23 protein-coding genes and 4 pseudogenes are annotated in these 19487 nt (G+C 58.8%); 18 read left to right on the plus strand and 9 right to left on the minus strand.

The genetic code is table 11. The annotated features are described in order from the left end of the window. The first annotated feature begins 129 nt into the window (after positions 1-129). From E2L06_RS18675 to E2L06_RS18690, 5 genes are all read left to right on the plus strand, one after another. On the plus strand, positions 130-630 hold the full coding sequence (locus E2L06_RS18675; protein WP_138783100.1) for a hypothetical protein: 501 nt from the start codon (positions 130-132) through the stop codon (positions 628-630). A 6-nt stretch (positions 631-636) separates the two neighbouring features. After that, positions 637-1002, plus strand: a complete 366-nt coding sequence (locus E2L06_RS18680) for a hypothetical protein (RefSeq protein ID WP_138783101.1) — start codon at positions 637-639, stop codon at positions 1000-1002. 253 nt (positions 1003-1255) lie between these two features. Next, positions 1256-1378 carry a hypothetical protein gene (locus E2L06_RS22845; protein ID WP_262488537.1) on the plus strand — a complete coding sequence of 41 codons (123 nt, stop codon included), beginning with the start codon at positions 1256-1258 and terminating at the stop codon, positions 1376-1378. Between the two features lie 11 nt (positions 1379-1389). After that, complete coding sequence (locus tag E2L06_RS18685; RefSeq protein WP_092935479.1) at positions 1390-2052, plus strand: hypothetical protein; 663 nt, start codon at positions 1390-1392, stop codon at positions 2050-2052. A 48-nt stretch (positions 2053-2100) separates the two neighbouring features. Beyond that, positions 2101-2307: a hypothetical protein gene (locus E2L06_RS18690; protein ID WP_138783102.1), complete on the plus strand. Its 207-nt coding sequence runs from the start codon at positions 2101-2103 to the stop codon at positions 2305-2307. Positions 2308-2418: 111 nt separating this feature from the next. Here E2L06_RS18690 and E2L06_RS18695 read toward each other — a convergent pair whose 3' ends face one another. From E2L06_RS18695 to E2L06_RS18705, 3 genes are all read right to left on the minus strand, one after another. Further along, on the minus strand, positions 2419-3393 hold the full coding sequence (locus tag E2L06_RS18695) for a hypothetical protein (RefSeq protein ID WP_138783103.1): 975 nt from the start codon (positions 3391-3393) through the stop codon (positions 2419-2421). Positions 3394-3826: 433 nt separating this feature from the next. Further along, positions 3827-4804, minus strand: a complete 978-nt coding sequence (locus tag E2L06_RS18700) for a M48 family metalloprotease (RefSeq protein WP_138783104.1) — start codon at positions 4802-4804, stop codon at positions 3827-3829. Between the two features lie 288 nt (positions 4805-5092). Continuing rightward, on the minus strand, positions 5093-6367 hold the full coding sequence (locus E2L06_RS18705) for an IS4 family transposase (protein ID WP_138783233.1): 1275 nt from the start codon (positions 6365-6367) through the stop codon (positions 5093-5095). 305 nt (positions 6368-6672) lie between these two features. On the opposite strand from E2L06_RS18705, the pseudogene E2L06_RS18710 reads away from it, so the two are divergent. The 7 genes and pseudogenes from E2L06_RS18710 to engB all read left to right on the plus strand — a co-directional run. Further along, a pseudogene (locus E2L06_RS18710) lies at positions 6673-6963 on the plus strand (hypothetical protein); the annotation flags it as partial. 168 nt (positions 6964-7131) lie between these two features. After that, on the plus strand, positions 7132-7524 hold the full coding sequence (locus E2L06_RS18715) for a hypothetical protein (RefSeq protein ID WP_092935473.1): 393 nt from the start codon (positions 7132-7134) through the stop codon (positions 7522-7524). 173 nt (positions 7525-7697) lie between these two features. Beyond that, on the plus strand, positions 7698-7850 hold the full coding sequence (locus E2L06_RS22095; protein WP_171052434.1) for a hypothetical protein: 153 nt from the start codon (positions 7698-7700) through the stop codon (positions 7848-7850). A 79-nt stretch (positions 7851-7929) separates the two neighbouring features. After that, a complete protein-coding gene (locus tag E2L06_RS18720) occupies positions 7930-8181 on the plus strand; it encodes an AbrB/MazE/SpoVT family DNA-binding domain-containing protein (RefSeq protein ID WP_092935471.1) in 252 nt (83 codons plus the stop codon). Next, the gene (locus tag E2L06_RS18725; RefSeq protein WP_092935469.1) at positions 8182-8616 is read left to right on the plus strand and encodes a PIN domain-containing protein; all 435 of its coding nucleotides are present in this window, start codon (positions 8182-8184) and stop codon (positions 8614-8616) included. 181 nt (positions 8617-8797) lie between these two features. Further along, positions 8798-9553, plus strand: a pseudogene (locus E2L06_RS22590) (ArdC-like ssDNA-binding domain-containing protein); the annotation flags it as partial. Position 9554: 1 nt separating this feature from the next. Continuing rightward, positions 9555-10049: pseudogene (engB, locus tag E2L06_RS18735) on the plus strand (GTP-binding protein EngB); the annotation flags it as partial. A gap of 276 nt (positions 10050-10325) precedes the next feature. Here the strand turns inward: engB and ddh are convergent. Then, the gene (gene ddh / locus E2L06_RS18740; protein ID WP_138782443.1) at positions 10326-11255 is read right to left on the minus strand and encodes a D-2-hydroxyacid dehydrogenase; all 930 of its coding nucleotides are present in this window, start codon (positions 11253-11255) and stop codon (positions 10326-10328) included. 242 nt (positions 11256-11497) lie between these two features. Between ddh and E2L06_RS18745 the strand changes: the two genes are divergently transcribed. Next, complete coding sequence (locus tag E2L06_RS18745) at positions 11498-11686, plus strand: hypothetical protein (protein WP_138782444.1); 189 nt, start codon at positions 11498-11500, stop codon at positions 11684-11686. Between the two features lie 142 nt (positions 11687-11828). Here E2L06_RS18745 and E2L06_RS18750 read toward each other — a convergent pair whose 3' ends face one another. Further along, the gene (locus tag E2L06_RS18750) at positions 11829-13211 is read right to left on the minus strand and encodes an NUDIX domain-containing protein (RefSeq protein ID WP_138782445.1); all 1383 of its coding nucleotides are present in this window, start codon (positions 13209-13211) and stop codon (positions 11829-11831) included. 60 nt (positions 13212-13271) lie between these two features. Between E2L06_RS18750 and E2L06_RS18755 the strand changes: the two genes are divergently transcribed. After that, positions 13272-13772, plus strand: a complete 501-nt coding sequence (locus E2L06_RS18755; protein ID WP_138782446.1) for a metallophosphoesterase family protein — start codon at positions 13272-13274, stop codon at positions 13770-13772. A 72-nt stretch (positions 13773-13844) separates the two neighbouring features. Beyond that, positions 13845-14396, plus strand: coding sequence for a ribbon-helix-helix protein, CopG family (locus E2L06_RS18760; protein ID WP_138782447.1), 552 nt, complete (start codon positions 13845-13847; stop codon positions 14394-14396). A 10-nt stretch (positions 14397-14406) separates the two neighbouring features. Here the strand turns inward: E2L06_RS18760 and E2L06_RS18765 are convergent, their stop codons facing one another. From E2L06_RS18765 to E2L06_RS18780, 4 genes are read right to left on the minus strand one after another with little or no spacing between them, the layout of a single operon-like run. Next, positions 14407-15132, minus strand: a complete 726-nt coding sequence (locus E2L06_RS18765; protein WP_138782448.1) for an energy-coupling factor ABC transporter ATP-binding protein — start codon at positions 15130-15132, stop codon at positions 14407-14409. After that, the gene (cbiQ, locus tag E2L06_RS18770) at positions 15129-15857 is read right to left on the minus strand and encodes a cobalt ECF transporter T component CbiQ (RefSeq protein ID WP_138782575.1); all 729 of its coding nucleotides are present in this window, start codon (positions 15855-15857) and stop codon (positions 15129-15131) included. The genes E2L06_RS18765 and cbiQ overlap by 4 nt, the downstream gene beginning before the upstream one ends. Before the next feature lie 5 nt (positions 15858-15862). Beyond that, complete coding sequence (locus tag E2L06_RS18775; RefSeq protein WP_138782449.1) at positions 15863-16141, minus strand: energy-coupling factor ABC transporter substrate-binding protein; 279 nt, start codon at positions 16139-16141, stop codon at positions 15863-15865. Next, entirely contained in the window at positions 16138-16800 is a 663-nt protein-coding gene (locus E2L06_RS18780) for an energy-coupling factor ABC transporter permease (RefSeq protein WP_138782450.1), read from the minus strand. Before E2L06_RS18780 ends, E2L06_RS18775 begins: the two co-directional genes overlap by 4 nt. A 262-nt stretch (positions 16801-17062) precedes the next feature. On the opposite strand from E2L06_RS18780, the pseudogene E2L06_RS18785 reads away from it, so the two are divergent. From E2L06_RS18785 to E2L06_RS18795, 3 genes and pseudogenes are all read left to right on the plus strand, one after another. After that, positions 17063-17269 (plus strand): annotated as a pseudogene (locus tag E2L06_RS18785) (divalent metal cation transporter); the annotation flags it as partial. 59 nt (positions 17270-17328) lie between these two features. After that, positions 17329-18458 (plus strand): IS630 family transposase gene (locus E2L06_RS18790; protein ID WP_138778477.1). Its coding sequence is split into 2 segments (ribosomal slippage): positions 17329-17755 and positions 17755-18458, totalling 1131 coding nucleotides; the frame shifts between segments, so codons are not numbered across the junction. Continuing rightward, positions 18448-19467 (plus strand): NRAMP family divalent metal transporter, encoded by a 1020-nt coding sequence (locus tag E2L06_RS18795; RefSeq protein WP_249361447.1) that lies wholly within the window; start codon positions 18448-18450, stop codon positions 19465-19467. The genes E2L06_RS18790 and E2L06_RS18795 overlap by 11 nt, the downstream gene beginning before the upstream one ends. Positions 19468-19487 lie beyond the last annotated feature (20 nt).

The following is a 19487-nucleotide window of genomic DNA, read 5'->3' on the forward strand; positions in this document are numbered from 1 at the left end:
TTCGGATCGTTCTCCTCCGTGAGACAGGTGCGTTCCAGTAGTGATTTTGTGCGCCGGTGATGGCTGCCGGCGCTCTGAGCAGAATCAAGCGAACTCTGACCAGAGCGTCGGCGCAGTGAGGTATCCCAGATGCATATGATCATTTACGCACTGGTAGAGGCATCGACAGCAGACGAGGCACTGTCAACCGGAAGGACCGTGTTCGACCGACTGGTTGGCGCGGAGCCGCATTCCTGTGCAGTGTTCGACTACTACGTCACCTTCGACGAAGAGGAGACAACAGTGGCTGGAAAAGCACGGTGGGGCGACCTGCCGACGGCTGCGCCCGTTACGTCCGACGACGGCGAAGAACTCCTCGAGCGGGCCTGGGAGACTACGACGGAAACATTCCAACGCAATCTGAATCGGGTGAAGACGGCACTCGAGGAACACAACGACGACGAGATCATGCGCGATGAGGGCCTTGCTCGGCACGCCTTCCAGCAGGTCGGTGCCTCCCGTGGCCCGTCGATCTGCCTGTATAATCAACACGCGGCAGGCATCCGCCATCGCAGACACCTCGATCGCCTCCTCGAGGAGACTGACGAGCGCGAGACGTGCTGGATCGTGCCGGCAGATGTCCATTTCTGAGTACTCATGCCCCGAATTACGAACTGGACACGAGAGAGTCGAACACCCACGCTGGCATATCGAAATACGGAGACAGGTGCGCGAGCCGTCCTGCATCGTGCCCCTGACTCCTATGCGTACAAGTGGCGGGCAGCGATTCTCGTCGACGGCTATCCGGTGTGGTCACGAGGCTTCGAGTCAAAAGAAGCGACCAGCGTTCGGGATGAACTTTGGAACCGACCAGCCCCCGAACTCGCTTGTCCTGAGTGTCCGAACAACGACGTTATTGTCGGCCAGAAATCTGCTGCTGGTGCAAAAGTCAAACGATGGTTCGACTGTCCTGACTGTGGCTACGAAGCCCCCTCGAAAATCGTCTATGGCGCAGAACGCTAGCAGCAGGTGAGAGCGCAAGCCATCTATAGAAGTGCAAGGCAGGTGCCTCGGGGCTTGACCCCGAGGTGATTCACCAAGTTCGTAGCGTCATACGGCATACAAGGCGTATTTCAGTGTAAATTGGAGAGGATGTGTTTGGCATGAAATACTATAGGGCAAGCCACGATCCCCTCGCCCTGTTCAGCCTAGAGAAAACGGTATCTGACTGTGCGAAAGGTATAATTGTCTAAGCAGGGAATTTAGAGGTAAGAAGATGGCCCTGAAGGACATTCCCACTGTAGATGAACTGGCCGAAACGACTGGCCAGTCTAAGGAACAACTTCTGAAGGACCGCGAGGCAGCAGCGAAGATGTCGAGCGACTCTGAAGACGAGTAGCGGTAGATCAAATGGGCAACTGTGGTTCGACGAATACGGTAGACCAGTTACTGGGCCATACAAAAGGGCCGGCAGAGCCGGTTACTGATCGTGATTTGGCGCGAGCGCGATCATCAGCCTATATTGTTCACGGAAACTTCCACGAGCTGGCTCAGATGTGTGACAACATTTCAACCACAGGAACGGTCATCGTTGAGCAAGGAGCTGATGAAACAGATGTGGAAAATGAGGTCTACCGACGTGTACACAATTATGTTTCATCGCTGTACTCCTATAACGAACAGATTCGCTCAATCCTAAACAAGCGCTTAAACCAGCATATCAGGAAGGGACAGTTCCTCCCAGCACGAGATGACAAGGCTGCACCAGACTATGCTCGCCGGGGTACGTTTCTCTGGGGACTACGGAACGATTTCCAACATGGCGACTACTGGTGCCTCAAGGTCAAATATGAGGGGACACAAGATGGAAGTGATTGCTATCAATTGTACTTCCAGAAACAAGACTTTGAAGCAACGCCAAAAGGCGATCTCGATAGCGCTGGCGACTACTTAGCGCATGCTCCGGATGAGGATCAGCGATATCCACTTCCGTACATCGGTGACTTTCATCGGAACCTATTCAGCGAATTTGAGAACGCGTTCGAAGAGTGGTGTAGCAAAAACCGAGCCTGAGTTTGCGACTCGTTTTTCGTGCCTCGACAGGGGTAGAGGCAACATCCAATGAGCAACACGCCAGAGCACTCTCAAGACTCGAGCGAACTCTCACCAGCTCAGCGGCTCGAGGCACCGAACACACGACTGATTGACGCCAGCATCGCGACGATCAACGATATGGAGACGCTTCGAGCCTGCATCGCCTACGAAAACCAGCACCAACAACGTGTTCCGATCCTCCGCCTGCTCGAGAAGCGGGCTATCGAACTCTGATCACAGGACGACGATGACTAACTCGATACTGCCAGTGTCAGATTGCAGGACGACCGGGAGGAACCCTGCTGATTCCTTGTCTGTACGTGATGCCACAAAAGCCGTCAGTAGTCATCCCTGTACCTCCGTCCCTGCTCGGAAACTCGTGAGGTCATCGATACGCTCTTCGAGTGCTTCAATTTCCTGTCGCAATTCCTCGGCTTCTGTCTCCTCGCTGGCGGCGAGTCGATCCTTCAATCCCTGAAGGCGCGACTCCTTGACGTCGTCGTCGACCTCCGCCTTGCGAACGTACTCGCTCTCATCGATCTCGTAGACATCGGACTCAGTGAGCGTCGTCACCTCGAGTGCTTCGTCGACCTTCTGGCGGTCAACGCTCATGACGCGCTCACGGTCGATCCCTTCTGCCTCGAGCATCGAGAGGACGTCTTCGTCATCTTTGAGCGATCGGTTGCGGCGACTCGTACGCTGGACGGAGCCGTACTGACCGGCAACAGGCCGGTCGTGATGGAGCCGTGAGAGAAGCACATCGGCGACTTCCTGTCGAAAGTCGTTAGCGTCACGCTGGACATCCGACAGCAGTGTGTAGAGATTTACGAGGGTGGCCGTCTCCAAGTCAGGTAGGTCGGTTACGTCGTGGCGCTCGAGTGCATCGATTAGGAGCAGGGCATCCGAGTAGACGTCCAGACCGTCTGGTTCGGTGCGGTCATCGTCGGTATCTGGTTCGTGTGCTGTGTCGGCCAGTTGGGTCGTCGTCGGCCCGTCTGTCTCAGCGATCACACCCGCATCCTCGTCAATCTCGAAGCGGGGATGGACGCTCAACACCGCTGGATACGGGTCAGCATCTGGCGGCAGCCGGTCGAGATCGAACCCATCGTGCGCGGTCTGTATCTGATGATACAGCGACTCGAACTGATCGCGTTGGAGCGGGCGCTTCTCGCTGGACTCGTCGAACTGGACGATAATGCGGTGTTCCTGGATATCTGTGATGTGGATGTGGGAGTGCGACAATGGTGTGATCAGTGTCGCGTCCGCCGGCAGGTCATCAAGATGCTCGAGAAGCGTGTGCCAACTGACGCTGAATGGCATAGGGGTAGTTACGTACCGTCCCGACTAAACCTTGCTCTCGACGGGTGTCAGAGCATTCTCCAACTGGTTTGATCCACCGAATGCTGCGGTGAATTGGCCGGGAAGTAGGTGTACAACTATATTCGTTTCACACACCAAAATACTATACTCAAACACGAGAAATATTCCATATGGTAGCTGACACACTGACCGCACTTTCCCAACGCAATGAGGCATTCTGGATAGGCCTAGGCTTACTGTTCACAGGCGCGCTCGTTTCCTCATTCGTCCAGATTAGCAATCCGCCAGTTGGAGAGATACTTGGAATACTCGGAGTGACTGTTCTCGCGGTCAGACTTCTTGTAGGCCTCTATAAGATACTCCGAACGTCGGCCAAAGCAGGACGAACAGGGTATCAAGAAAGCAAACAAGATAACTGATATAACGCTTCTCTTTACTGTTCACGCTCGAGGTCTGAGAGCGTCTTGATTCGCTCATCGGTTGGTGGATGTGTTCCAAAGAGGTAGCGTTTGAGTCGGTGTGTCCACGTCACGAGCCACCAATACGACGGTTCAGTGTCGCCGTCCGGCCCGAGCATGACTTTCGCTGGCTCGTCGGGCTCGAGTGGCAGCACTGAAAGCGACGAGATGCCGGAGGCCTCACGCAGATCTCGAGTCGGTGTGTCGGCTATTTCCTCGTCGAGTTGCCGGAGGACAGTCGCAAGCACAGCAGGTGATCCGGTCAGCTCCGCAGCCGCCCGATCCGCTGCTCGTTCTCTGGCTCGAGACAGGCGAGCCGTGAGTGTTCGCCCGACAACCCACACGCCGGTCGAAACATATGCAAGTGGCACGGTCACGATCCCAATCGGTCCATGATCGTCTGTCTGTGTGATCCGCGATCGTAAGCCATCGGCGAGCACAACAGGAAGCGACGCAACCGTCATTACCATCGCGTCTCGGTTTTTGACGTGTGCGAGTTCGTGTGCAATCACTGCTGCCAGTTCATCCTGCCCGTCGAGCGCATCGATCGTTCCAAGAGAGAGTACCAGATGCATGTGTTCCGGTCGAAACCCGACAACCAGCGCTTCAGGTGTGTCGCGGTCTGAGATCGCAATCGTTGGTACAGGGACATTGAGTTGGGCAGCAACTCGCGTCACTATTTGATACAATTCCGGTGCCGTCTCCCGATCCACTGGATAGGCATCTGCACGTCGTTCAATCGTTTCGAGCTGCCTGTACTCGAGATAACCGATCGTCACAAGCGTTGCAACAGTAACAATACCCGCTATCTGAGTGGCATGCGCACTCTCAAAAAAGACGAGTACACCGTAGAAGACAACCCACACTCCCACAAGAAATCCAACTGAGACAAGAGCGAGTCCAAGAAGGACAGCGACCATCCGTAATTGAAGAGTGGTTGGTCTGGAGAGCATTATGGCTGAATTTTGAGCGATTATTCAAAGATTTTATCATGTCAGTGGTTGGTGAGGGTGTACGCCTTCTTTATTCGTAGCGAAACTGGAACGCTCGATTCGGTAACTACACTTGTTCATACACTGATTCAATCGCGCTTATTCCACCAAGAATTATTGCGCCGAATATTAGTTCATTTTGACTGCCAGACAACGCTAAAAAGAGCGCAACTCCTCCTAAGCCAATTATTCCGACTTGAAGAAAATTGTCTGACATCCCAGATATAGTGGCAAACCATTGGTCTTTAGTTAGGCCCCAGTCCTCGGTTGTGTAGCGGTAGCGAGCCTCTCTTGGAGTATCGGTCGTTGTTGGTGTATCTTCTGAGCGTCGTCGATCAACCGTTCCAGCAACGGTGGCGGAGAGTAGCCGAGGTGTTCACCGAGTTCGTGAAGGATGAGCTGGGCGTGCGACCGGAAGGTCGCCGCCCAGCGTTCTGGTGGAAACACGAGCTCATCATCTGCCTGCTCGGTGACCAGATCCAACAGATCACGGCTGACCAGCAGTGACAGCAACGCCGCGTACAGCAGTATCTCAACGACGTGCTTCTTGCTCGTGGAAAACTCGTCCAACGAGTACTGCGTCTTGAGTTCGCGGAACAACAACTCAACTTCCCATCTGCAGCGGTAGATCGTCGCTATGTCTGCCGGTAAGAATTCTTCTCGCGGGAGATTCGTGATATACAGATGGTAGTCGTCGGCGTCCTTGTTGCGGACGCCGACGACGCGGAACGTCTTCGTGTCCCACGACTGCGTCCCTGCATACTCTCTGCGCTGGAATTCTGCTTCGACCTCAACATCGATATACTGCCGATAGAGGTCATCAACCACGTCGTGGACTTTCTCACCCTCCAAGGGAATGGCGTCGCCACGCCATTCCCGTAATTCTCCGGTTATCACCGGGTTCACGTTTGATTTGAGCCGACTCACGAAGTAGCCGTCATTCTCGTCGATCAGTGCGAAACGGCGGTACTTGAAGTACGCTTGATCGAACAGTACCAACCGGTCTTTGAGCCACGGTCCCGTGTCAAACTCCGTGCTGTCGTGTGCTTTTTCGTCAGTGACGCTGAACCGGTCGATCGTCTGATCAGTGACGTTGTGGAGCAGGTGGAGCCGCGCTCCACCCTGCTCCCCTTTCCGTGGTTCGTATGCATCAGCGAGAAACCGATGTAACCGCAGGATTGTCCCGTCAGCGACCATCACATCACGGAATCGGTCAAAATCTGCATCGACTGTATCCGGAACAGCGACCTCGTCGAGTGCGACTTCGACGAGGTCGCGGAGATACTCCGCGAGCGAGGGCGTTAACCGGTTATAGAAACCGCCTGGAGAGATCGGCTCGTCAGCGGTGGCGTTGTAGCTTCGTCTGAAGCCAGCGAGTGTTCGGCTTTCGCCTGCGGCGAAGCCGAACACGAACGCCCAGACGAAGGCAGGGATCTGGAGCTTGCGATCACGTTCGACCACGCCGAGTTCCTCGGCGTGCTCTTTGAGGAACTCAGAGGGAAACAATGTAGTGAGCCGACGCATAATCCGAGATGAGGAGGCGTCTTGGTGCACACTTGCCGCCTCCTCGTTCCTTCCGCAAACATACCTCGATAAGCCGCCGCTGTCACGCGATTCGTCTCCTAACTAAAGACGGATGGTGGCAAACAAATGACCCAAAAAGACCAAACAGACGCCACCAATCATCACCATACCAGATGTTTCAATTCCCATATATAGTGCATATACAAAGAGAATCCCGGATAGAATGCTAACTGTTGCGGATACAATCAATTGTCTTGACAGACCCATATGTTGTTATGTATGGGTATTCCACTATCAAAACACCACTTCTGAACTCGTCGAACATGGCGCATCTCGAGCAACCGCTGTTCCTGCTCGGCCACGGCGTTGAAGATCCTGCCACCGGCATTCACGGTGACGAAGAGTATCTCTACGTCGTCGAACTGCCAACGCGAACCCCATTCGATGAACCGGCAGAATGGACCGTCAAGGTGAGCGACCACGCCGGCTTTCCGCGGTGGGATGGGCCGACAGACGAGGCGTTCGAGCAAGCCTCGTGGCAGTTTCATGGACCGCTGGAAACTGCTCTCAAGGCGTTGCAAGTCGAGTCCGTGTAACGACCTCGGTTCAGATCCTGTTGCCAACAGCGAGGGGTTCAACAACGGTGAGAACACCAGTATCAGTGTTCCCGGAATTTAACCTCTCGACTGGCCAAGCTATATCCACCACGTGTTTCGGTCACACAATTTTTCAAATAGATACCACGTACAGATACTAGCCCACGCATGAATGAACAACGAAATCGTCAACTGAGTGCCATCGTTGGTACGTTTCTTGTCCTCATCGCCGGTGGTGTCGTCCTACTTGTTGAGAATCTGCTTAAAACACCACTCCTACTCAGCCAGGTAACGTTGCTAGGACTAGCAGGCATCTTCGATATCGTGGCAGCGACCGACACGCGACTAACTGACCGCTGGGCATGGTATCAATGGAGCGGCCTTGGAAACATCCTTCTCGGACTGTCACTCCCACTCGGATTCGTGGGAAGTGAAAACAGTCTCTTTTTCGTTCTAGTGGCCGCCATCGGTGGACTTTCGCTAGCGGCAATGGGTATTGACATGCTCGTCTATCATGGACAGTATACCCGTAGTGAAAGACTCGATCGAAATAGCACATAAAGTGAACGACCACTCCAGCTTGCTTCGGTAGGGCGGTCCAACGGACACCGTGTTCGAGCAAGCATCCTGACAGTTCAATAACCTGCTCCCGAGACGCTGTCGATTGAGTCTGCGGGACGACTGTCAATTCAGATCACCAGCAGGTTTTGCGAACAGCCCTGTAACCGTGCACTATGAGCCACACCACTGACGACTTCGCCAAATTCATGGCCGGTGATCCAGAGGACAACGAAGAAGTTCCCCTCGGTGATGCGTTACAGGAACTGGCTATCGACATTGAGGTTGATGCTGTCGAAGAGATCCGTGACGTCCGCGAACGGCCATGAAACTGCTGTATATAGGATATATCTCTGTGTAGTGTGGCGACACACTAGGTTTTTCAGGACCACTCTCATAGTGATAGATATGAGTAGTGAGCGGATCGACGCCGAAAGCAAGGTGTCAGGAAATCAAGCGAACATCCCGGCTCGGATTCGGCGTGAACTCGATATCGACGACGGGGATCAGCTTCGGTGGTATATCGAAGATGATGGGAGCATTCGCGTTCAGGTCATCCAACAGCAAACAGGCACGTTCACCGATTTCGATGGCTACGAGGGAGAGACGGCCACTAACGTCACGACCGATCATGACGCTTGGGGCGTCGATGTGAAGTAAATGCCACGCGCTCTCATCGATACAACGGTCCTCTTCGCAGCAGCATACCGACGAGACAGTTCCCACGAAGCCGCGCTCCCGATACTCCATGGCATCGACAGTGGGTCCCTTCCAGAAGCAGTGGTCCTTGATTACGTCCTCGCAGAAACGCTCAACGGCCTCGTTACCCACGCGGGCCACGACGCAGCTGTCGACCTCCTCGACCGTATTGAGGAAAACGCTCGCTTCCATATCGACTCGCTCACTGCCAACGCCCTTGCGACGGGAAAAGCACTGTTCCGACAGCACGAACCACTGTCCTTTGTCGATAGCTGCATTATTGCGTATATGCAGACCGAGGGGCTCGGTTATCTGTATGCGTTCGACGATGACTTCGATGCAGCAGAGGATGTCTATCGACTTGACACAGCTACGAACCCCTACGATCCCGACTGACGCCGACGGGCGGTGATGAATTGCTACCAGTCACTGTCTTCAGAAGAAACGAGACGCCGGTGTCCACTGACTAACAACTCTCCAACTGCTCGAGTCTGGCGTATTTTTGAGACCCCCTGAGGGGTGGAGGTCTTCTCGAGTTCAGTTCGATTCGACTCGACTCGGGAAGCAGTAATCGAATATGGCTACGAGCAGCAGCTCCCGGGAAACGTTCGACGATTCGGACACCCGGCACGACGAGATGCACAGTACGATCGAGGCATGGATCCAGGACCTCGTCGACGAAGTCGATGACGCCGTCTCGAGCGAGCAGTTCACAGAGTGGTTGGACGTTCAGAGCCGCTTCCACGACTACTCCCACCGAAACACGCTGTTGATCAAACTCCAGTGTCCACACGCGACACGCGTTGCCGGCTATCGAACATGGCAAAACGAGTTCGACCGGCACGTGAAGGAAGGAGAGACAGCGATCTGGATCTGGGCACCCATCATTGCAAAGCAGTGCCCTGACTGTGGGAACTCCCCGTCGTACCACGAGCGCAGTGACTGTGAATACGATGAAACCCCTCCGGACAGCTGGGAAAAAGGACTCGTGGGCTTTCGGCCAGCACCCGTCTTCGATATCTCACAGACTGACGGCGAGCCACTGCCCGACCTCGAGACCGAAGCAAAGGGACAGGCTGACGATTTGGTCCCCGCACTTCTCGAGGCAGCAGATCCCCTCGAGGTGGACGTAGAGGTCGTGCCACCCCAGGACTGGTCGCATGGGAGTGCCAAGGGAATCTGTGAGTACCACCCTCAAGAGCAGCCACGCGTCGCCGTCCGAGATCGTGAGAACGACGCTGATCTTGCCGTCACGCTCATTCATGAGTACGCCCACGCGCTGTTACACAGTGGCGTCGACGACGAGGGTGAGCGATCGAAACGTGAACTCGAGGGTCACCCGCGAGCCCAACCACTACGACTGGGCACCCGAAGACTTCGTCATCACCGACCTCCCCGGCTTCGGCTTCATGAGCGGCGTCGACGAGGACCTCCGCGAGGAGATCAAGACCGAAATCGTCCACTATCTCGAGGCGTACGCCGACAACATCCTCGTCGCGGTCCTCGTCGTCGACGGCAAGAGCGTCGTCGACATCATCGACCGCCACTCCGGCCCCGACGAGATTCCCTACGACGTCGAGATGTTTCACTTCCTGCGGGAACTGGACATCCCGACCGTCGTCGCCGTCAACAAGATGGACAAAGTCGACGACGAAGACGAGCGGCTGAACGAACTCTGTGACCGGCTCGGCCTGTATCCGCCGTGGAAACAGTGGCAGGAGATCATCGCGCCGATCAGCGCGAAGAAGGGCCAGCTCGAGCCGCTGCATGAGGCCGTTCGAGAGCATCTCCACGAGCAGAACCGCGACGATCTGTTCAAATTCTTCTAAACCACCCTTTTACGCTGCAGTCTGTCACGCTGGCGGCTTCGCCGCACGGCGTGACGTCCCTCGGTAGACGGTTGATCAAAAGCACTCCTCCCTCCCCTACGAGTCGGTCGTCGGCCCGCTCACTCCCTGCGGTCGCTCGCGGTTGATTGCTGTGAAAGGCCTGCCCTTCCCCGGGTTACACGGCTCTCGTAATACTCGAGCCGTGTGCCCGGTCAGTGAGCCCAGAACCGTCGCGCAGCTTGTGCGGTTCTCCCTATTATAGGTTCCCAACTGGTGTCAGACCACGCGATTGGTAAACTCCGCTCCCGTCTCGAGGCGCGCGACGTTCTCGCGGACGATCTCGCCCACGTCACGGTAGTAGTCCCGCGTGTAGGCCGCAGCGTGGGGCGAAACGATGACCTCGTCCATCCCCCACAGCGGCGATGAGTCGGGCAAGGGTTCCTCCTCGAAGACGTCCAGCGCCGCCCCAGCAAGCTCGTCGGCCTCGAGTGCGTCGATCAAAGCCGGTTCGTCGACGATCGATCCGCGGGCGACGTTCACGAAGTAGGCATCATCGCGCATGGCATCGAACGCGTCCGCATCGAACAGATGGTGGGTCTCGTCGGTCAACGGGACGGTGACAATCACGAACTCGGCGTCGCCGATCACCTCGAGCAATCGATCGTTCGCATACACCTCGTCGAAGCCGGGAACGGGGTCGCCAGAGCGCCGAACCCCTGTCACGCGAACCCCGAGCGCGCCCAGCGTCTCCGCGACGCCGCTCCCGAGGGTTCCGGTTCCGACGACACAGGCCGTCGACCCCGGGAGCGTAACGGCCTCGTCCCACTCGGGGCGCTCCCAGCGGCGCTGTTGCTGGTTCGCGACGTAGTCGTGGAGTCGCCGGGAGAACATGAGCACGTAACCCGCGACCGTCTCGCCGACGGTCCGGTCGTGGATGCCAGAACTATTCGTGAGGATCACGTCGTTGTCCTCGAGGACGGCACGCGGAAATCGATCGAACCCTGCCTGAATCGAGTGAATCCAGTCCAACTCGAGGAACGCCTCGCGGTAGACGAGGGTGACGACCGCGTCGCAGTCGTCGATGCCATCGTCGTCGACGACCGCAGCCTCGATCGGCAGGTCGGCGAGGAAGTCCGCGAGTTCCGCCGGCGGGAACACCGCCTCGACTGATTCGTGGACGCCGAGTCGCTCGAGTTCAAATGCCATGGGCGTCGCTACGCCCGAATTGGGGTTGAAACTTCGTGTCCAAGCAACACAGCCCATTGAGAGTGGTCGTGCAAGCAGTGTTGGATCAGACAGTCAGTGACAGTGATCGCTGCCCATCGTTGTCTGTCACTCCGACCGAGAGTCCATGCGATACAGGTCGGTTCTCGGACGGACTGCTTCCTGCAGTTACTATCACACATCACTGACATAACTATTTACAGCCGATCGTGATACGGGGGGACATGGATCCGAACGTAGCGCGACGGTGTCACGTTCTGTTCGGCGTCTCGTTGCTGTTACTGACGATTGGGGTCGGCTACTGCGTCATCGTTGGAACGTGTCTGGCGGATTTCGGAGTGGTGGTCGCGGGACTCTTCGTCGGCTGGGTCGCGTTGTTCTACTGTGTCGGGAACGCCACGGTCTGGGGATAGAGAGGCCGTCTCGCGCGAACGTCACACACGACAGACTGCCGACGGTGACCAAGACGGTTCACGAAGAATGGCGGCTCGGGGAAAATCCCTCGTCACAAGGGGCTCGGTGGGGGTAACACTTCGTCACGGCCGCCATGCGCCGCTACTCCCTCTGGGGGTTTCGATCTGTCGCTTCTGGATCCGTCGGCTCCCCGCCGTCACGCCAGGCCTCGAGGTCGCGCAGTTCCTCAGCCACGTTCTCGATGTCCCCGGGCTCGAGCGCCCCACGTTCAGTACTGACCTCGGTCACGCAGTCGGCGGGTGTCACGTCGAAAGTCGGATTCAGCACGTCGACGGCTGCGTCACCATCGTAAACCGCGGTTCGATCGCCGGACTCGAGGTTGACGTCCTCGCGGGTCGAGACCTTATCCGTGGCCGCGACGACCGTGACCGGAACCCCCTCACGGGCAGCAGCAATCGCCATCACGCGCGTGCCGGTCTTGTTCACCACGGCACCGTCGGGCAAGACGGTATCCGCGCCGACGACCACTCGTTCGATGTCCTCGCGTGCGAGCGCGTGTGCGATCGCCGCGTCGGTGTGGACCGTGACGGTGCTGTCGGTCGTCTCGGCCACCTCCTCCGCGACGGCGATCCCTTCACAGGCCGGTCGCGATTCCGCGACGAACACCCGCGCGGGGTCGCCCTGCCCGAGCGCCTCGAGAACCGTCCCCGACCGCGAGAGCGTCGCGACGCTGCCATCGATGCGCTCGGCGGCGGTTGCCGCAGCGTCCGTATCGGCCGCGAGCGCGCGGTCGATCCCCGACAGCGCCGCGTCGTGGACGGCCGGTGCGCTCCCGTCTCCACCATCCGCGTCGGCCATCACCCGGTTCACTCGATTGCGGAGCACGGCCATCGACGGCCGTGCCTCGAGCAATCGACCAGCGAGTTCAGCGAGTTCGTCCCACTCGCCGTCGGGATCAGCGCCAAACTCACGTCGCTCGGCGACGAGCAACCCCGCTCGATCGCGCAGCACCTCGAGTGTACGCACCGACAGGTATGCAGCGCCGTGGTCGTCGTCGGCCGCGATCGATCGGACGGTGGGGGCGACGCGCTCGTAGGCGGCCCACAGCTTCGGCACCGTCTCGCGTTCGTCGCCGACTCCCTCGAGGATCGTCGTCGGAGGGACCCACTCAGCGGTGTCGTGTTCCTCGCTGAGTTCGATCTCGCGGGTCTCGCAGTCGAACAGATAGGGGTGGACGATCCACGCGCGCTCGAGGTCGGGGTCCTCGAATTCGACTGGCCGTCCGGAGCGGACGAGCGAGACAGCATCGGGCTCGAGACCCGTTTCCTCGCGGATCTCGACGGAGACCTGGTCGTCGGGTTGGCCCTCCGCGAATCCGGAGACGCCACCCCACTGGCCGGTGTAGGTGCCGACCGTATCGCTCCGACGGAGCAACAGGATCTCGCCGCGGTGTCGGAGAAACGCGGTGACGACGTGGCTCGCGGTCGAATCGTCATCGGCGTCGCTCCCTCTGTGTTCGGTCATACGCGGGGAGACGAGCGCGCGGGGGGAATCGCTTTCGGGGCTGGCCGTCGGAGGTCTACTATGCCACGAGTTGCGATCGTCTCCGACACGCACGTCCCCTCCCGCGAGCGCGCCGTCCCCGACTGGGTCGGCGACGAACTCGAGCGGGCCGACCACGTGATCCATGCGGGCGATTTCGACTCCCAACGGGCCTACGACCGGATCACAGCCCTCGCGAACGGCAACCTGACCGCCGTTCGCGGGAACACCGATCCGCCAACGCTCGAGGTCCCCCACACCGACACGCTCGAGATCGGCGGGGTGACGTTCGCAGTGACCCACGGGGCCGGCTCGCCGGCGAGCTGGCGGCAACGAGTCGTCGAGACCGCACGCATCGAAGCGACCACTGCCGACCCGGTCGCCGTCGCAGGCCATACCCACGAGGTCGTCGACACGACCGTCGACGGCCTGCGGGTGCTCAACCCCGGCAGCGCGACCGGCGCGGCACCAGCCGACCGCGCGACGATGTACGTTGCGACCGTCGTGGACGGGGATCTGACGGTCGAAGTACGGACCGAGTGAGCCCCGGCGGCACCCGGCACCCGAGATACCGAGTGCGTGAACGATATCCGTCTCGGGTACCCCTGTGTGACTATGACACAGCGAGTGACGGTATCGCTTGATGACGACTCGGCGGCGGCCCTCGAGACGCTCGTGGCGGAGACGGGGAACGGACAAAGCGAAGTAGTGCGGCGTGCTCTGACGTTCTACGCGGCGAACTTCGAGGCGGCCGACGGGGGGCCAAGCGACAACTTGGAACAGTACTATCGAATGCTCTCCTCCGGTGAACACGTCCTGCTGGACATCGACTTCCTGCACGCGTTCCTCGAGTACTGCTACAACGGTGGCGATCCCGATCCAGCGTTCGTCGAGGCCGCCGACCGCGTCTCCGACTACCATGCCCACGAGTACGCGACCCGGTTCGAGGAGGTCGGCGACCTCCTCGAGTGGCTGTCGTTCTGTGGCTTTCTCGACGCCCGGCAAGAAGGCGAGGGCGTCTATCACCTCGTCTTTCCCTCGGAGGCGGTTCGCTGGTTCATGACGCGATTCATCGAACGCAGCACCGTCGAGTTACCGACGGAGATCAGACTCGAGCAAGGCGTCTCGAAAGTGATCGTCACCGAGGGAGAAGGGAACGGAGACTAACGGTGGCGGGTCACTCGGCGGGCGACGTCCACGTTTCGAAGACGTAGTTTCGCAGGCCGTATCGTTCGGCGAGCGTCTGCGAGAGCGTGTCGCCGCGGTAGTCGATGACGCCGTCTTCCAGCACCGTCACCGTATCGGCGACGGTGAGCCCGAAGCCGACGTCGTGGGTCGCGATGATCGGCGTGATACCGGCGTCAGTAAGCGACTCGACGAATCGGACGATCGTCCGGCACCCATCACCGTCCAGCCCGGCGGTCGGTTCGTCGAGCAGCACGTACTCCGGTTCCATCGCGAGGACACCCGCCAGCGAGACGCGTTTTTTCTCGCCACCGCTCAACGTGTTACACAGACGGTCGGTCTGCCCATCGAGGTCGAACTCCGAGAGGACGCGCTCGATTTTGTCGGGCTCGTCGATCCCGGCGTTCTGCGGGCCGAACTCGACGTCCTGTTCGACCGTCGGCGCGACGATCTGGTCGTCGGGATTTTGAAAGACGAGTCCGACGCGCATGCGCAGGTCAGCAAGCGAAGCGTCGTCGTATTCGACGGGGTCGCCCCCGACGAACACGGTCCCCGAATCGGGTTCGAACAGGCCATTGAAGTGGCGCAGCAGCGTCGACTTCCCGGCACCGTTGCGACCGAAAATGACCGTCACCTCACCCGTGTGTGCCTCGAAGTTCACGCCCTCGAGGACGGGGTCGTCGCCGTGTCGAAAGCGCAAGTCGTGGGTTTCGATCATACGGCCCACCCGGCGGTGGCGATCAGTGTGAGCACGGCAGCGACGTAACCGTGGCCCCGACTGGTGGTCCGTGCCATCGGCATCTCGCCGTTGTAGTTCCGCGCCAGCATCGCATCGTTGAGGGTTTCGGCCCGTGACATCGACTTCAAGAACACTGAAAACGCCAGCAACTTAGATGTTCGAAACGTCGTTCGGCGCGTCCGGAAGCCGAGACGCCCGCTCGCCGCGAGCTCGAGGCGACGGAGTTCGTCGAGCAGGATCTGGATGACGCGGTAGGTGAGCAGCGAGATCTCGATGACGAACTGTGGACACCGCAGCGATCGCAACGCGACAAACAGTTGCGGGACCGTCGTCGTCACGACCAGATAGCTCAAAATCGTCATCGATCCGAACGAGCGTAACCCCGTCGTTATCGATCGGTCGATTCCGGTCGAAGAGATCGAAAGCGGGCCCATCGAGACGACGGTCGGCCCGCTGGTAAACAGCGCGATGAGGATCAGACTCGGGAGCAGAAAATACACCGGGAGACGGACCACCTGCAGATAGTCGTGGCCTGTCGCATCGATACCGAGTGTCACGAAGCAGGCGAGTGCACAGATGTACGCGAGCCGACTGGGAGCGACGAGGAGCAACACCAGTGCGGCAAAGACGAAGTACGCGTTCAAGCGTCCTTCGATTCGCGAGTTCGAGGTTATCTGAATCTGTTCGAGGCTCGTGTGGTGCATGCTCACTACGGCGTCTCGGACGTGGATTTCCACGGCGACGTTCGTCCGAGATAGTAGCCGATCAGGAGGCCGCCGATCGCTGCCTGAAGACTGAACAGTAAACTCTCGATCTCACCGCTTGGGGGTGTCCAGAGACTCTCGAACCACGGCTCGTAGTCCGGGTCGATAGAATCGACTTTCTCGCCTGCAGCGCCGTCGGCCCCGCCCCACGCACCCGCAGTGGTGAACGAAAAGAGGATGAGACCGATCATGAGGAGGCCGCCCGCGACGAGCCATCGGTTCATGCAGCCACCCCGAGCCGGTTTCGGACCGACTCACTCGACATGGAGATGTATCCGATCAAGCCAGCCGCGAGCGCGCCCTCGACGACCCCGATCGGGAGCTGGGTCACGGCGAAGACGCCCAAAAACGTGATCGTGGAATCGATCACGCCACTGAGTCCGGGTTCCGCCGGGAACGCGAGGGCGAGCTGAGTGGACGTGACGACGTACGTCGTCCAGTCGGCGACGAGGGCTGCAGCGAACGTCGCTTTCTGGAGGTCCGTGTGGGGCTTGACCGAGCGGTAGACGACCCAACCAAAGAGCGGGCCGATGATCCCCATCGATGTGACGTTTGCACCGAGGGTCGTGAGACCGCCGTGGCCGAGCAACAACGTCTGATACAGCAGGACGATCGTCGAGAGGAAGGCAGTGACGGCCGGCCCGAAGAGGACGACCGAAATACCGGTGCCCGTCGGGTGTGATGTACTCCCGGTGACAGAGGGGAGTTTCAGCGCCGACAGGACGAAAATGAACGCCGCAGCGACGGCGATGTGCGCTTTGTTGACGTCCCGATCTTTCACCAGACGTGCCGTCTTCAGCGTCCCGTAGGCGACGACGGGAACCGCGATCGCGTACCACACGAGTGCCCAGAAGCCGGGCAGGAACCCTTCCATGATGTGCATCTGTGATCGTTGTACTCGGAGGTATCTCACTTCCCCATTAAAACAATTTTGTTTGATCTAATACAAGCAGGATTTCCCTGCGATGGCCGTTCGAATCGCGCAAATTGAGATGTCCACTATCTCCAGGACAGGTGTCGACATCATACGGTTTCATACGCGATCATACAATTGATACAACTTCTCAGCACCACACATACCCGTATGTTCGACTCTTAACAACCCTTTTGACCGATACGGAGAGTGGTGTATGTGAATACGCATCATGGGGATTATCGACCGACTGAAAGCGATCGGCCCGGGGGCGCTCGTCGCGGCGGCGTTCGTTGGCCCGGGAACGGTAACGACTGCGAGCGTGATCGGCGCGGAGTACGCGTACGTGCTCGTGTGGACGATTGCGTTTTCGATTCTGGCGACGATCGTCCTCCAGGAGATGAGCGCACGGCTCGGGCTGATCTCCAAAGAAGGGCTAGTGTACTGTCAGCCGTGAGTTGAAAGGCTCATATTGTCGTGGATAGTAGGTTGGTGGCAATGACCCAGTCGACGTATCCAATCGAGTTGACCGAAGAAGAGCGAGATACACTGAACAGCATTACATCGCACGGCGTCCACCGGGCGCAGAAGATTACTCGCGCACGTATCCTCCTCCAAGCCGACGACGGTAAGAGTGACTCGGCGATCGCCGAGTCACTCGGCTGTAGCCCGAGTACTCCGTGGCGAACACGGAAGAAGTTCCACGAACGTGACCGGCTCGAAGCCATCGAACGCAAGGATCCTGACCGCACCTACGAACGCAAACTCGACGGTGAGGACGAAGCTCACCTTATCGCCCTCGCGACCAGCGAACCGCCCGAAGGCTACTCCCAGTGGTCGCTCCGGCTTCTTGCCGACGAACTCGTTGTCCTCGAGGAGATCGACCACGAGTCGATCTCCCACGAGACCATTCGTCAAGTCCTCAAAAAAACGAACTCCAGCCTCACCGATCCAAACAGTGGGTGATTCCGCCGGGTCAAGACTCCGAGTTCGTCTATCACATGGAGGACATCCTCTCGCTCTACCGCGAACCATACGATCCAGACCGACCTCTCGTCTGTTTCGACGAGCACCCGACACAGTTGATCAAGCACGTCAAGCAACCGCGCCCGGCAGAGCCGGGCACGGTTGCCCGTGAGGATTACCACTACGAGCGCAACGGCACCAAGAACCTGTTTCTGGCCTCCGAACCGCTCGCCGGCTGGCGAGCGGTAAGGGTCAAAGACCGACGAACCACCGAAGACTGGGTGCATTTCATCCAGCATCTCGTGGATCAGCACTACCCGGATGCGGACTGCATCCGGGTGGTGCTGGACAATCTCAACACGCACAACCCAGCTGCCTTCTACGAATATTTCGAACCGGCTGAAGCACGTCGGTTACTCGACAAGCTCGAATTCCACTTCACGCCAGTCCATGGCAGTTGGCTCAACATGGCGGAAATCGAGTTCAATACGCTGCAACAGCAGTGTCTCGACCGACGTATTCCCGATGCGGCGACACTCCGTCAGGAGGTCGCCGCATGGAAAAAGGAACGAAACAGCGGTGAAACGGATATTGACTGGCGATTTACGACCGACGATGCTCGCATCAAATTGAAACGCCTATATCCTTCAATTGACGCCTGACAGAGCACTAGGTGAAGCGTTCCGAAACGAGTTCGAGAACCCGCTTCCGCGGACGATCTCCGTCGCACTCGTGGTGAGCGCGATCGGAATCGGAACGGCCGCGTTCCAGACAGGGAACATCGTCGGCGGTGCTGCCGGCCTGGCGACGATCACCGGCGTCAGCGAGAACATCTGGGGTCCGATTATGGGCCTGATCGCCGCCGGACTGCTGTGGACGGGGAACTACAAACTAATCGAACGGGTCTTCATCGGCCTCGTCGGGGTCATGGGCGCGGCGTTCCTGCTCAACGCCCTCATGGTCCGGCCGGACATCGGCGCGCTGGCTGGCGGACTCGTCCCGACGATTCCCGACGGGTCTGCATACCTCATCGCCGGCCTCATCGGAACCACCGTCGTCGGCTACAACCTGTTCCTGCACGCGAGTACCGTCCAGGAACGGTGGGACGGCGCGAGCGATCTCGCAGAGTGTCGCACGGACACGATCGGGATGGTCATCGTTGGCGGCCTCATCACGACGGCGATCGTCGTCACGGCCGCCGCGGTGTTCCCCGCGGGGACCGAGATCGAAAACGTCGGCGAGATGGGCGACCAGCTCGAGCCCGTCTTCGGCGGCTACGCGCTGACGTTCTTCTCGATCGGCCTGTTCGCGGCCGGCTTTACCAGCGCGATGAGTGCGCCGCTTGCCGGTGCCTACGCCACCGCCGGCGCGCTCGGCTGGGACCGTGACCTGACCTCGACGCGGTTCCGGGCGATCTGGATGACCATCCTCAGCGTCGGCATCGTCTTTTCGGCGCTCGACTACAATCCCATCCAGGTGATCGTCTTCGCACAGGTGGCCAACGGACTCCTGCTCCCGATTCTGGCCGTCTTCCTCATCTACGCGATGAACAACAGCGACCTGCTCGGCGAGTACACGAACACCACCCTCCAGAACGTTCTCGGTGGGCTCGTGACGCTCGTCGTCGTCGGCATCGGCCTGCGAACGCTCTACGACGTGCTGCTCGTCTAATGAAATTCAAATGACGGAAT

It is taken from the genome of Haloterrigena sp. H1, assembly GCF_005938085.1.
Lineage (GTDB): Archaea > Halobacteriota > Halobacteria > Halobacteriales > Natrialbaceae > Natrinema.